This window comes from Streptomyces sp. NPDC006207, assembly GCF_040613835.1.
In the GTDB taxonomy this organism is placed as follows: domain Bacteria; phylum Actinomycetota; class Actinomycetes; order Streptomycetales; family Streptomycetaceae; genus Actinacidiphila.
In genome coordinates this window covers 51,004-63,921 of the sequence record NZ_JBEXSX010000009.1, presented here as the reverse complement: position 1 = coordinate 63,921, position 12,918 = coordinate 51,004, and the positions used below count along the sequence as shown (strand labels likewise).

The following is a 12,918-nucleotide window of genomic DNA, read 5'->3' as shown; positions in this document are numbered from 1 at the left end:
GGGCCGATATGACGTGGGCTCAGACTTTTAATCCATTGGTTGTGGGTTCGAGTCCCACACGGCCTACCCGCAGGCGGTTGGTCTCGCCACCGCTGTCCTGCGTGAATGCGGCCCCACCGGTTCGGACCGGTGGGGCCGCAGCCTCTTCCCCAGGCTCCTGCGTGAGCGATCCGTGAACGGAAGGGCCGGCGGGCCACGTCTTCCGTGCCCGACCGCGGCGGCGGCGCGCTCGGTCAACTCCTCGGTGGCTTCGCTCACATGCGGAAGGCCGTCCGCCGGCCACTTCCAACCATCGGCGTCCTCGCGGGTGTCGGCGGGTGTCGCCACGGCCGCCGGGTGCCGACGATCCCCGGCCTCCGGGCCCGGCATCCTCCCTGCCCGGGGGTGCGGCGGCGGGTCTTGGGCTCGTCACTGACGTGTCACGACACAGCCACTACGTCTGTAAACCGAGTTCACATGCCCAGCGCCAAGGCATACTCATTTTCGCCAACCCGCATATGCCATCCCTGGGGGGAACAAATGCACGCGAAGTTCGCCATGCCCATCGTGGCCGTCGCCGTCCTCGCCGCCGGCCTGACCGCCTGTGCCGAGCCGACGACCATCAGCACCAAGCCCGTCAAGACCGAGGCCGCCGGCAAGGACGGCGGCGCCGGCAAGCCCGCGAAGTCCGCGGACGAGCCGAAGGAGGACGCCGGCATCGGCGACACCCTCAGCCTCCACGGTATGGACGACGGCTCCCGGATCGACGTCACCCTGGTCAAGTGGGTCGACCCGGCCAAGAGCAGCGACGAGTTCATGACCCCCGCGAAGGGGAAGCGGTGGGTCGCCGCCCAGCTCCGCCTGACCAATGCCGGCACCGCCGTCTACTCCGACAGCCCCGGCAACGGGCTGACCGTCACCGACACCGACGGACAGCAGTTCCAGACCACCTTCGGGGAGGTGACCGCCGGGCCCGCGATGTCCAGCGACCTGCGCCTGGCGAAGGGTGCCAAGGGTCTCGGGTGGGTGGTCTTCGAGGTCCCCAAGGCGTCGAAGATCACCAAGCTCCAGATGGCTCTCGACAGCGGCTTCGCCGACGAGACCGGCCAGTGGAACGTCAAGTAGCCGCCGGGGAATCGCCGTCGCGGTCCTGAGGGCGCGTCGGGGTGTCCGGTTCGGGGCCCGGGCGCCCTACCGCGGGGCCCCGTCCGGAGTGCATCCGGACGGGGCCCGAGGCGTTCGCGGGGTCGGACGGCGGGGTCAGCCGTCGCAGAACTTGAGGCGCTTCAGCGTGTCGTTGATGGCCTTGCCCTGGGCTTCGGTGAGCTGGTTGTCGTGGTACGTGAAGCTCCGGGCGGCCTCCGCGTCCGCCTGGGGGTCGTTGCTGTTGATGGCGCCGCACAGGTTGCGGGCGGCGTCGATGGCCTTGTCGGGGTCCTTGGCGAAGTCGGGGTTGATGGCCTGCAGGGCGGCGATGAGCGCGGCCCGGTCGGCTCCCGTGGGGGAGGCCGGGATCCCCGCCTCGGGCAGGGACTTCTCGGGGTCGGCCTGGGAGACCGGGGACGCGGACGACACGGCGGTCTCGGGCGCCGTGGCGGCGGTGTCGGCGGAGGAGCTGCAGCCGCTGAGGGCCGCGCCCGCGACGGCGAGCAGCAGTGTGGTTGCGGCGATGTGTGTGCGCATGTCGGGATTATGGCCTTTCGCCCTGCCTTAGGTGGTGGAGGCGGCCCGCGGCAGGGGTGTGACATGCGGGGCAAGTCGTTGGCCCCGGGGTGGTGGTGACGGACGGGCAGGGCCCCGGCGGCCGCTATGCCGGGGTCGTGCCGCGGCGGCGGGCCTCGTCGGGGATGGGGAGTTCGAACCAGACGACCTTGCCCGTGCCCAGGCGCCGGGCGCCCCAGTGGTCGGCGAGGCGGTCGACGACGTACAGGCCGCGGCCGTTCTCGTCCTCCGGTCCGGCCCGGTGCACCCGGGGGACCAGGGGCGAGTCGTCGCCGACCTCGCAGCGCAGCACGTCGGTGCGCAGGAGGCGCAGGGTGATGGGGCGGGAGGCGAAGCGGACGGCGTTGGTGACGACCTCGCTGACGAGCAGTTCGGTCGTCTCCAGCATGGGGTCGAGGCCCCAGCGGTGCAGGGCGCGGCGGGTGAGGCGGCGGGCCCGGCAGGCGGTCTCGGGCTGGGGGGCGAGGTACCAGTAGGCGACGCTGTGCGTGGGGAAACCGTCGAAGCGGGCGGCGAGCAGCGCGATGTCGTCGTCGCGGGAGCCGCCGGGGCCGAGGTCGCCGAGCGCCTGGTCGCACAGGGCTTCCAGGGGCGGCGGGACGAGGTCGCGGCCGGGGGTCTGGATGCGGGCGAGCAGGTTCTCCACGCCGGTCCAGATGTCGTGGCCGCGGGACTCGACCAGGCCGTCGGTGTAGAGGAGCAGGGTGGCCCCGGTGGGCGCGGGCATCTCGACGGTCTCGAAGTCGATGCCGCCGACGCCGATCGGCGCGCCCGCGGGTACGGGCAGCACCTCGCCCTTGCCGCCGGGGAGCAGCACGACGGGCGGCAGATGGCCGGCGTTGGCGATCAGCAGCCGGTGCGAGATGGGGTCGTAGACCGCGTACAGGCAGGTGGCGATGTGCTCGATGCCCAGCCGCTGGGCCTGTTCGTCGAGGTGGTGCAGGACCTCGTCCGGGGGCAGGTCGAGGCCGGCGAGGGCCTGCACGCTGGTGCGCAGCTGGCCCATGATCGCGGCGGAGGTCATCGAGTGGCCCATCACGTCGCCGACGACGAGCGCGACACGGCTGCCGGGCAGCGGGATGGCGTCGTACCAGTCGCCGCCCACCCGCGCGGTCTCGGAGGCGGGCAGGTAGCGGCTGGCCAGCCGGACCCCGGTGGGCTCGGGGAGGGAGGCCGGGAGCATGGTGCGCTGCAGCGCGTCGGCGACGGACGCCTCGTGGCCGTACATCAGGGCCTTGTGGGCGCCGAGCGCGGTGTGGGTCGCCAGTTGCGAGGCGACCAGCAGGTCGTCGGCGGTGAAGGGGGCCCGCTCGGGCCGGCGCAGCAGGGTGAGGGTGCCCATGAGGCGGTTGCGGCCGTGCAGCGGGGCGATGATCAGGCGGCGGCCGGGTGGCAGCGTGCCGGGCGGCCCGACCACCGGGCCGAGCAGCTCCCTGACGGCGGTCGCGATGCCGGGGGCGTCGCCGAAGATCGGGCGGCCCTCCCGCAGCAGCCGGGTGAGCCGGCCGGTGGCGCTGAGCCGGACGCACTCCGACACCCTCTGCGCTCCGGGGCGGTTGACGCACCGCAGGGCGATCTGCGGCGGCTCCGGCGCGGCGGCCTCCGCGTCCGGTGACGGCAGTCCCGGTGACGGCCGCTCCGGGGTGCGCCGCCGGGTGGGGTGCAGGTGCAGGACGACGGGACCCGCGGTGTCCCGGACCTGCGTACCCTCCTCGGTCAGCAGCGGGTCGTGCAGATGGACGAAGATCGCGTCGGCGAAGGCGGGGACGGCCGCCGTGTCCAGTTCGCGCAGCGTCTCGTCCAGGTCCATGCCGGCGGCGATGCGCCGGGTCGCGGCGTCGAGGTAGCGGAGCCGGTCGGTCTGCGGCTGCCCGGGCGCGCGGGGCGCGTCGGCGTCCCGGGGCCATGGCGTGCGCCGCTCGGGAGGTTCCGCTCCGCCCCCGGTCGGGCCGGGGTCTTCGCCTGGGGTGCGGTGCCGCGCCACGTCCTGGTCCCGTCCCGCCTCAGCCGATCCGCCGGCAACAGAGGAACACCTGTTCCTCCGGCGGTACGTCGCTGAAGGCCGGGGCGTAGGTGTACGAGAACTCCTTGACGATCTCGAAGCCGCCCGACTCGATGACGTACAGCAACTCCTCCCTGAGGTAGCCGGAGACGCGGATGGTGCAGCCCAGGAACGGGATGGCGAAGTCGTCCACGTCGGCCTCCACCATCGACAGGGCGAACAGCCCGCCCGGGACCAGCAGATGGTGGATCGTGCGGAGGGCGTGCGGGATCTCGGCGCGCGGCAGCATCAGCAGGGAGAAGAAGGCCGCGACGGCGTCGAAGCGGCCCAACGGGGCCGGGCCGCCGGGGCGCAGGTCGGCGATGTCCAGTTGGTGGAAGGTGGCGTGGGGGACGTACGTCCGGGCCAGTTCGAGCATGCCCCCGGACAGGTCGATGCCCACGACGTCGAACGCCGCGTCGCTCAGCTGCCGGGCGGTGGGGAGTCCGGTGCCGCAGCCGAGGTCCAGTACGCGGGACCCGGGCGGCAGGGTGTCCACGAGCCACAGGCCGGCGGAGAACTGCCCCTCCTTGTGCGGGAAGGCCTCGTCGTAGCGGTCCCCGATGGCGTCGAACGCCTCGGCCTGGCCGCTCCGGTCAGGCCGGCCGCTCTCATAACCGCCCCACACGGTCTTGTCGATCACGAAAAATCCCTTTCGTGCCCACTTTGAATTATCCCATGGAGTCCTTTTGTCGCCTCTTGATGGAATCTGACCCTCTGGCCACGGGCGTCGCAGGAGCCACGGAACGCCACCGGAGTCACAAGGGGCGTCCGCTCCCTCTCTCTCCGTGCACGGGTGGTGCCGCCGTGCCCTCCGTTACGGACGGGGCGCGTGCGCCGGGGTGGACCACGCCCGTATCGTGGGGCCACCGCGAGCACGCCGGACCGGGGCCGCTCCGCCGCGCGCACGCCGCCGACGCCCACCGCACTTGCCACGAACCGGACCTCATATGACCGCACCCTCCTTGCACAGCACCGCCGACATCGCCTCCCTCCCCGCGGAGGCGCGCGACGACCTGCGCGCCTACGCGGAGCTCGGCGGCTTCACGCTGACGACCGACACCCACGCCTGGTACGCGGCCGTGGACACCGTCGCCGGCCCCGAGGAGGCCCGCGCCGCCTCCACCGTCCTCGCGGAGCTGCGCGGCCGTGACCTGCCCGCGCTGCGCTCCGCCGCACGCCGCCTGGAGGAGTCCGAGGCCCTGGGCATCGACGCCCCCCGCACGGTGGCCGAGAGCGGCCGGGCCGTTTCGCTGCTGCTGCGGGTACGCCTGACGCTGCGCACGCTCAACGCCGACGTGTACGACGTGGCCGAGGCCGAGCTGGACGACCTGGTCGCCGCCACCGCGAGCGGCGCCTGGCGCCGGGACCGCGGGGTGAAGGTCACCTGGCTGCGCCGCCGCTCGCTGCGGGGACGCGTCCGCGGGCTGGCCACCGGGCGGCCGCGGCGCGACGCCGCCCACACCGCCCTGGCCTCCGCGGCGTCCGAGCGCACCGACTGGGCCGCCCTCGGCGGCGCCGGCCGCCCGGCCGTTCCCACGGACGCGGACTTCCTCGACGACGCCTCCCGCGCCGCCGAGGCCGCCGTCGCCGGGCTCACCGAACTGGGCCGCCTCCTGCGCCCCGAGGCCGCGCTGGACAGCCTGCCCTTCGAGGAACTCGTGGAGCTCCTCGACCGCCTCGCCGCGGACGAGGGCACGCTGTACCGACTGCCCAACCTCAAGGCCACCCGCGACCGCCTGGAGGAGCAGGGCCTCGGCGCGGTGCTCGAGGAGCTGACGGAGCGTCGGGCGGACACGGCCGAGGTCGTCGCGCTGCTGGGCGAGACGGAGACCCCCGTCGTCCCCGAACCGCGCACCACGTCGGAAGCGGCGGAGGGGACTCCTGCGGAGCCGGAGGCGGAGGCCGTTGCCGAGGCTGCGGTGGTCGAGGCACCGGTTACGGAGGAAGCGTCGGCCGCTCCCGCTGAGGCGGAGGCGGAGCCGGTCGCCGCGGAGGCTCCTGCCGTGGAGCCCGAGCCTGAGCCCGAGCCGGTTGCGGAGGCTGCGCCTGTCGAGGCTGAGCCCGGGGCCGTCGTGGAGCCGGAGACTGCGTCTGCAGAGCCGGAGTCGGCGGCGGAGGAAGCGCCTGCCGCCGAGCCCGAGGTGGAAGCCGTTGCGGAGCCCGTGACGGAGGAGGCACCTGCTCCCGCCGAGGCGGAGCCGGTTGCCGCGGAGGCTCCTGCCGTGGAGCCCGAGCCGGTTGCGGAGGCTGCGCCTGTCGAGGCTGAGCCCGGGGCCGTCGTGGAGCCGGAGACTGCGTCTGCAGAGCCGGAGTCGGCGGCGGAGGAAGCACCTGCCGCCGAGCCCGAGCCCGAGGTGGAAGCCGTCGCGGAGCCCGTGACGGTGGAGGCACCCGCTCCCGCCGAGGCGGAGCCTGTCGCCGAGGCGCCGGTGGTCGAGGAGGCGCCCGCAGCCGAGCCCGAGCCCGAGGTGGAAGCCGTCGCGGAGCCCGTGACGGTGGAGGCACCCGCTCCCGCCGAAGCGGAGCTTGTCGCCGAGGCGCCGGTGGTCGAGGAGGCCCCCGCAGCCGAGCCCGAGCCCGAGCCGGTCGTGGAGGCCGAGGCCCCCGCTGCCGAGCCCGAGGAGGAGCCCGCCGCGGCGAACCCGGTCGGACGGCGGCCGCGGAAGCCGACGATCACGCCGGGGAAGGCCGTGACGGCGTACTCGGCGGAGGAACTGACCGCGCTGGTGCGGTGGATCGACGGCGACGGCGAGAAGCGGTCGGACGACGAACTGCTGCGTGCCGCGATGAAGGAGCTCGGCTTCGCTCGGCTGGGGCCGCGCATCAAGGAGGCCCTCGGCGCCGCCGTGGCCGAGGCGCGCGGCTGACGCGGCCGCGCGTCATCCGGCGCGCGGCAGGGGTTTCGCGACGACCCGCACCAGGACGGTGCGGGTCGTCGCGTTGTGGCAGGCGTCGGTGATGGTGGCGGTGAACGCGTCGGTGCCGGAGAAGTCCTCGTGCGGGGTGTAGGAGAAGAGGCCGTTGCCCTGCTGGACGACGACGCCCCGCACGGGTTCGCTGTGGGCGGTGACGGCCGTACCGCTGCCGCTGACGCCCTTGAGGACGTCTCCGGTGGCGTGGCCGTGCGGGCCGGAGGTGACGCGCAGCAGGCCCGGTACGAGGACGGGGCGGGGGACGACCCAGATGCGGTGGGCGGCGGGGTCGGAGACGTACAGCCGCCCGTCCGGGGCGAGGGCGGTGCCCCAGCGGGTGCGCGGGGAGGGGTAGAAGAGGGAGCCGTCCTCCGTGACCGCCAGCCCGTGGACCTCGCCCGAGGAGACCCGGGCGGTGCCCGGTACGGGGGTGACGCGGCCGTCGCGGTCGAGGCGCCGTACGCGGCCGTCGACGACGGCGTAGACGGTGCCGGCCCGGTCGGTGGCGAGGGCGTCGACGGTGGCGCCGGGGAAGGAGCGGACCGGTGCCTTGCCGCCGGGTGGGAGCCGCCGCAGTCCGCCGGCCACGCCGCCCGAGACGTACACGGAGCGGTCGCCGCCGACGGCGATGGCGTCGTGCCGTCCGGCCTCGGTGAGCAGCGTGGTGGTGCGGTGGCCGTCGGCGCCCACGGAGACGGCCTTGCCCTCGCCGGAGACGTAGACCGTGCCGTCCGGGCCGACGGCCAGGCCGTACGGGGCGAAGTCGGTGGTCGCGAAGGTCGTGATGACGGGTGCGGCGCCGGCCGCGCCCGGGGTGACGCGGCGGACGGCGCGGTTGGCGGAGTCGGCGATGTAGAGGCGGCCCGTGGTGTCGGTGGCGAGCCCGGCCGGGTCGTGCAGGGTGGCCGCGGTGGCGGCGGCGCCGTCCCCGCCGTGGCCGGGCGCGCCGGTGCCGGCGTAGGCGACCGGGGCGCAGCCCGGGGCCGGGGCCGGGGCGGCGGTGCCGGGGGTGAGCAGGACGGTGGCGGCCGCGAGCAGGGCGGCGGCGAGGGCGGGCAGGTGGCGGCGGCCGGGCCGTCCGAGGGGTGGGCGCACGTCGGGCTCCGCGGGATGAGGTGGGGCGACCGGTACTGACGGGACGTCATCAATGTGGCAATCACCGCCGGTCCCGGCGCGCCGGGTGACCCATCGGGGGGTCGCCCGAACGGTGGCGCGTCCGCGCCAGGGCCTCCACCGGTGGGTCCGGTGTCGCGGTTACGCCACGGCGGACTCGCAGAATTAACCTCATTGCCCTTGTCATGTCCGTTTCTACGCGCGTAACTTGAGCCGGTCCGCCGTGCGCTGCCCGTGGTTGACGGGCTGTTGGACCCGATAGGAGAAACCCTCGTGCCGATCGCCAGACCGAGCCGACACCGCAGCCGCGCCGCGGCGCTCGCGCTCATATCGACCGGAATCGCCGCGTCCGTCGTGCTGACCGGGCTGCCCGCCGCCCACGCGACCCCCTCCAGCGAGGCGGTCGTCGCCGAGGTGTACGGCGGCGGCGGCAACTCCGGCGCGACGCTGACCAACGACTTCGTGGAGCTCGCGAACGCCGGTTCGGCCGCCTTCGACCTGGCCGGTTTCAGCGTGCAGTACCTGCCCGGTACGCCGTCCGCCTCCTCCAAGTGGCAGGCGACCGCGCTGACCGGGTCGATCGCCCCCGGCGGCCGCTACCTCGTGTCGGAGTCCGCCGGCACCGGCGGCACGACGCCCCTGCCGGCCGCCGACGCCAGTGGCGCCATCGCCATGAGCGCCACCTCGGGCACCATCGCCCTGGTCAACGGCACCACCCCGCTGACCTGCATCACCGCCGCCGACTGCACCGCCGACCCGCGCGTGGTCGACCTCGTCGGCTTCGGCACCGCGGTCGTGCGCGAGGGCAGCGGCCCGGCGGCCGGCGCGAGCAACACCGCTGCCGTCGCCCGCGGCGCGTCCCTGGCCGACACCGACGACAACGCCGCCGACCTCACCGCCGGCGCGCCGACCCCGGTCAACGCCGCCGGGCAGACCCCGGGCGGCGGCACCCCGGACCCGACGCCCACCCCCGAGCCGACCGAGCCCGGTACCACCCGGATCCACGACATCCAGGGCACCACCCGGGTCTCCCCGCTCAAGGGCCAGACCGTCACCCGGGTCCCCGGCATCGTGACCGGCGTGCGGACCACCGGCTCCAAGGGCTACTGGATCCAGGACCCCGAGGCCGACACCGACGCCCGCACCAGCGAGGCCGTGTTCGTCTACACCGGCTCCGTCACGCCCACCGTCGCCGTCGGCGACAAGGTGCTGGTGACCGGCAAGGTCTCCGAGTACTACCCGGGCACCGGCAGCCAGTCGGTCACCGAGGTCACCGGCCCGACCGCCACCGTGCTCTCGGCCGGCAACGCCCTGCCCGCGCCCGTCACGCTGGACGCCTCCACCGTCCCGGCGGCGTACGCGCCCGACGCCGGCGGCGGCAGCATCGAGGGCCTGCCGCTCGACCCGGCCGGGTACGCGCTGGACTTCTACGAGGCCCACGAGGGCGAGCTGGCGCGGTTCTCCGACGCCCGCGTCGTCGGCGGCACCACCCCGTACCACGAGGTCTGGGTGACGGTGAAGCCGGCCGAGAACCCCACCCGCCGCGGCGGCACGGTGTACGGCTCGTACGCCCAGCCCAACACCGGCCGGATCAAGGTCATGTCGATCGGCGCGGGCACCGACGTCCCGACCGCCGACGTCGGCGACAAGCTGGCCGGAACCACCACCGGAGCGATCGACTACGACGGCTTCGGCGGCTACAACCTCCAGGCCACGCAGCTGGGCACGCTGGTCGACAACGGCCTGGGGCGCGAGGTGACCCGCAAGCAGAAGGGCGGCGAGCTCGCGGTCGCCACCTACAACGTGGAGAACCTCGACCCCGCCGACCCCGCGGACAAGTTCGCGCGGCTCGCCGACGGCGTCGTCACCAGCCTCTCCTCGCCCGACATCGTGGCGCTGGAGGAGATCCAGGACAACAACGGCGCCAACGACGACGGCACGGTGGCCGCCGACCAGACGGTGCAGAAGTTCATCGACGCCATCGTCGCGGCCGGCGGCCCCCGCTACAGCTGGCGCTCCGTGGACCCCACGAACGACACCGACGGCGGTGAGCCCGGCGGCAACATCCGCCAGGTCTTCCTCTTCAACCCGCATCGCGTGCAGTTCACCGACCGCGCCGGCGGCGACGCCACCACCGCGGTCAAGGCGGTCAAGACCCGCAAGGGCGCGGAGCTGTCGGTCTCCCCGGGCCGGATCAACCCGGGCAGCGAGGCCTGGAATGCCAGCCGCAAGCCGCTGGTCGGCGAGTTCCGCTTCCACGGGAAGCCGGTCTTCGTCATCGCCAACCACTTCAACTCCAAGGGCGGCGACCAGCCGCTGCACAGCGTCAACCAGCAGCCGGTGCGCAGCTCCGAGACCCAGCGGAAGCTGCAGGCCACCGAGGTCAACACCTTCGTGAAGTCGCTGCTCGCGGCCGACCGGGACGCCAACGTCGTGGTTCTCGGCGACCTCAACGACTACGAGTTCTCCGGCACGGTGTCCACCCTCACCTCGGGCGGCGTGCTGAAGGACCTGCTGACCACGCTGCCCAAGTCCGAGCGCTACACCTACGTCTACGAGGGCAACTCGCAGTCGCTGGACCACATCCTGCTCAGCCCGGCGCTGCGCGACTTCGACTACGACGTGGTGCACATCAACGCGGAGTTCGCCGACCAGGCGAGCGACCACGACCCGCAGATCGTCCGCATCAAGCCGGACGGCTGCTGACCCACCCCTGCCGAGGGCGGCACCGGCGCGACGCCGGTGCCGCCCTCGCGGCGTCGCGGCGTTACGGCGTCACCGCGTCACCGCGTCACCGGGGGTCGGGCTCCGGGTCGGCGAACCCGCTGGCCGGCGTGTCGGCGCCGGTCCACGCGGCCAGCAGCTGCAGGGCCGCCTCGGAGGTGGAGCCGGGCTCGGCCGTGTGGATGCACACGAGCTGGTCGCTGTCGCCGGGGAAGAGGACGTGCTCGTACGACAGGGTCAGGTCGCCGACGACGGGGTGGTGGTAGAGCTTCACCCCGTGCAACCTCTGCCGCACGTTGTGGTCGGCCCACCAGGCGCGGAACTCGGCGCTCTTGATGGTCAGCTCGCCGACCAGCTCGGTCAGCCCCGGGTCGTCGGGGTGGCGCGCCGCGTCCAGGCGGAGGGCGGCGACCGCCTCGGCGGCGTGCTTGTCCCACTCCCGGTACAGGTCGCGGGCCGCGTCGTCGAGGAACATGAAGCGGGCGAGGTTGCGGTCGCGGTGCGGCAGCGCGTCGAAGTCGGTGATCAGCGTGCGGGCCAGCCGGTTCGCGGCCAGCACGTCCGTGCGGCGGCCGATGACGAACACGGGGGTGCGGTCGCCCAGCAGGTCCAGCACGCGGTGGACCTCGGGGCGCACCCGTTGCGGCCGCTGCGGCCTGCGGCGGGGCGGGGTGCGGTGCCGCGCCAGCTCGAAGAGGTACGCGCGCTCGGCCGCGTCCAGTCGCAGGGCGCGGGCGACGGCGTCCAGCACCGCCTCCGAGACATTCAGGTGCCTGCCCTGCTCCAAACGGGTGTAGTAATCGGTGCTCACCCCGGCCAGCCGCGCCAGCTCCTCCCGCCGCAACCCCGGCACACGGCGCGGCGCACCGCTGACGGTGATGCCGGCGTCCTGCGGGCTCAGCCGGTTCCTGCGGGCCCGCAGGAAGTCCCTGAGCTCGGCGTTGTGCTCCATGTGTTCCAGTATGGGCGGCCGATCATGAGGCGGCCCGGCGCGGCCGGACCCGCCGGCGGCTACCCGGACGGAGGCCTCTCCTCCAGGCGGTCCAGCCGTTCCAGCCGCTCCTGGAAGCGGTCCAGCACCTCCCTGAGCCGTTCCGCCTCCACCAGCAGCTCCTCGTGCAGCGGTTCCTCGAGCAGCGCTTCCTCGGCGGCGCCCGGTCCGGGCGGTTCGCCGGTCACGTTCACCCAGGGCCCGGCCAGCCGCGCGAACTGCGCCGGCCGCAGCACCCACAGCCCCGCGGCGCAGCGCCGGCAGGACGCCGTCAGCGCACGCCAGCCCGGCAGCCCGGTGCCGTCGCGCACGAACACCCGGGCGGCCCGCCCGCACCGGCAGGCGCCCATGCGCACGGTGCGCACCCGCTGCCGGGCGTAGCGCGTCCCGCGCTCGTACCGGGTGTACGCGCCCAGCACGCTCACCTGGAGCACCACCGCGTCCCGGCAGTCCGTCGCGCAGGTCAGGGCCTGTGCCTCGGCGGCCGTGTGCAGGCAGTAGAACCCGCAGTCGCAACCCCGGGCCGGGCTGCGGTGCCGCCGCCCGTAGCCGCACACGGCGTCGTCGAGGGCGCCGTACACGATCCGCCCGCCCAGCGACACGCCCCGGAAGCCCACGCGGGCGCCGTCGTGCGCCAGCATCGGGAAGGCCAGCTTGTACCCCGTGGGGGGCACCGCCGGCCGTTCCTCGGGCAACCGGCGGGCGAACCTCACCGTGCCGCGGCCTCGGCGGGCTCCGCTGCGGCGTCCGGGGCGCGGCCGGCGGGGGCCTTCTCCTCGTCCGCGAGCCGCTCCCGGCCCGGGAGCTCCTCGTCCGTCTCCTCCGCGTAGCCGTTCGCCAGTGCCCTGCCCAGCTTCATTGCGGCCTCCAAGATCGGGCGAATCCCCCGTACGGGGGGGTACTCGGGCATCATGACGCACCGGGCCGCCGCCGGGGTAGGGCGCCTCGGCGCCCGGCCCGCCCCGATTTCCTGTCCGTTACACACAACTCCCCGCACGACCGGTGTGAATGACGGTACGTCAGCGTAGGCTGGGAATGAGGGGAGGCGTCATGGACACGTACGTGACCATCGAGCTGGAGGGCGGCAAGGACCCGGCCGAGGACCTGCGCAGACTGGAGGTCTGGCTGCGGGCCGAGGAGGAACTGGCGCCGCTGGTCGTCCGCAGGGAGCGGCCCGCGGACGAGAGCATGGGCGTCGCCTACGACCTGCTCCTCATGATCCTCCAGGAGACGCTGCAGGCCACCGCGCTCACACTGCTCCGCGCCCTGCGCAACCACCTGCGCAACCAGCCCGGCGACTCGCTCAGCGTCACCGTCCGCGCCGGGGACGTGGAGTGCGTCCTGACCGGCCGGGACGCCCTGACGCGCGGCGAACTGGAGGCGATGGCGGCCCGCATCCGCCAGACGCTGGAGAACTAGATCCGGGGAGAACC

Annotated in this window: 11 protein-coding genes; 4 read left to right on the top strand and 7 right to left on the bottom strand. The window is 74.1% G+C overall.

The annotated features are described in order from the left end of the window. Positions 1 to 519: 519 nt before the first annotated feature. Complete coding sequence (locus ABZ312_RS09315; protein WP_500322623.1) at positions 520 to 1,104, top strand: DUF4352 domain-containing protein; 585 nt, start codon at positions 520 to 522, stop codon at positions 1,102 to 1,104. A 135-nt stretch (positions 1,105 to 1,239) separates the two neighbouring features. On the opposite strand, the gene ABZ312_RS09310 is transcribed toward ABZ312_RS09315, so the two are convergent. The 3 genes from ABZ312_RS09310 to ABZ312_RS09300 form a co-directional block, all read right to left on the bottom strand. After that, positions 1,240 to 1,662, bottom strand: coding sequence for a hypothetical protein (locus tag ABZ312_RS09310; protein WP_500322624.1), 423 nt, complete (start codon positions 1,660 to 1,662; stop codon positions 1,240 to 1,242). A 124-nt stretch (positions 1,663 to 1,786) separates the two neighbouring features. Further along, complete coding sequence (locus tag ABZ312_RS09305; protein ID WP_500436952.1) at positions 1,787 to 3,685, bottom strand: SpoIIE family protein phosphatase; 1,899 nt, start codon at positions 3,683 to 3,685, stop codon at positions 1,787 to 1,789. A 19-nt stretch (positions 3,686 to 3,704) separates the two neighbouring features. Beyond that, entirely contained in the window at positions 3,705 to 4,385 is a 681-nt protein-coding gene (locus tag ABZ312_RS09300) for a class I SAM-dependent DNA methyltransferase (protein WP_500436950.1), read from the bottom strand. Positions 4,386 to 4,692: 307 nt separating this feature from the next. Here ABZ312_RS09300 and ABZ312_RS09295 point away from each other — a divergent pair, with 307 nt between their 5' ends. Continuing rightward, entirely contained in the window at positions 4,693 to 6,612 is a 1,920-nt protein-coding gene (locus ABZ312_RS09295; protein WP_500436948.1) for a hypothetical protein, read from the top strand. A gap of 12 nt (positions 6,613 to 6,624) precedes the next feature. On the opposite strand, the gene ABZ312_RS09290 is transcribed toward ABZ312_RS09295, so the two are convergent. Then, positions 6,625 to 7,752, bottom strand: a complete 1,128-nt coding sequence (locus ABZ312_RS09290) for an Ig-like domain-containing protein (RefSeq protein WP_500436946.1) — start codon at positions 7,750 to 7,752, stop codon at positions 6,625 to 6,627. Positions 7,753 to 8,097: 345 nt separating this feature from the next. On the opposite strand from ABZ312_RS09290, the gene ABZ312_RS09285 reads away from it, so the two are divergent. Next, the gene (locus tag ABZ312_RS09285; RefSeq protein ID WP_500437188.1) at positions 8,098 to 10,476 is read left to right on the top strand and encodes a DUF8508 domain-containing protein; all 2,379 of its coding nucleotides are present in this window, start codon (positions 8,098 to 8,100) and stop codon (positions 10,474 to 10,476) included. Positions 10,477 to 10,561: 85 nt separating this feature from the next. Here the strand turns inward: ABZ312_RS09285 and ABZ312_RS09280 are convergent, their stop codons facing one another. The 3 genes from ABZ312_RS09280 to ABZ312_RS09270 are packed head-to-tail and all read right to left on the bottom strand — an operon-like array spanning position 10,562 to position 12,344. Then, complete coding sequence (locus ABZ312_RS09280; protein ID WP_500322630.1) at positions 10,562 to 11,446, bottom strand: helix-turn-helix transcriptional regulator; 885 nt, start codon at positions 11,444 to 11,446, stop codon at positions 10,562 to 10,564. Positions 11,447 to 11,505: 59 nt separating this feature from the next. Next, positions 11,506 to 12,159 carry a hypothetical protein gene (locus ABZ312_RS09275; protein WP_500322631.1) on the bottom strand — a complete coding sequence of 218 codons (654 nt, stop codon included), beginning with the start codon at positions 12,157 to 12,159 and terminating at the stop codon, positions 11,506 to 11,508. Positions 12,160 to 12,194: 35 nt separating this feature from the next. After that, positions 12,195 to 12,344 carry a hypothetical protein gene (locus ABZ312_RS09270; protein ID WP_500322632.1) on the bottom strand — a complete coding sequence of 50 codons (150 nt, stop codon included), beginning with the start codon at positions 12,342 to 12,344 and terminating at the stop codon, positions 12,195 to 12,197. 191 nt (positions 12,345 to 12,535) lie between these two features. Between ABZ312_RS09270 and ABZ312_RS09265 the strand changes: the two genes are divergently transcribed. Beyond that, positions 12,536 to 12,904, top strand: a complete 369-nt coding sequence (locus ABZ312_RS09265) for an effector-associated constant component EACC1 (protein WP_500359181.1) — start codon at positions 12,536 to 12,538, stop codon at positions 12,902 to 12,904. Positions 12,905 to 12,918 lie beyond the last annotated feature (14 nt).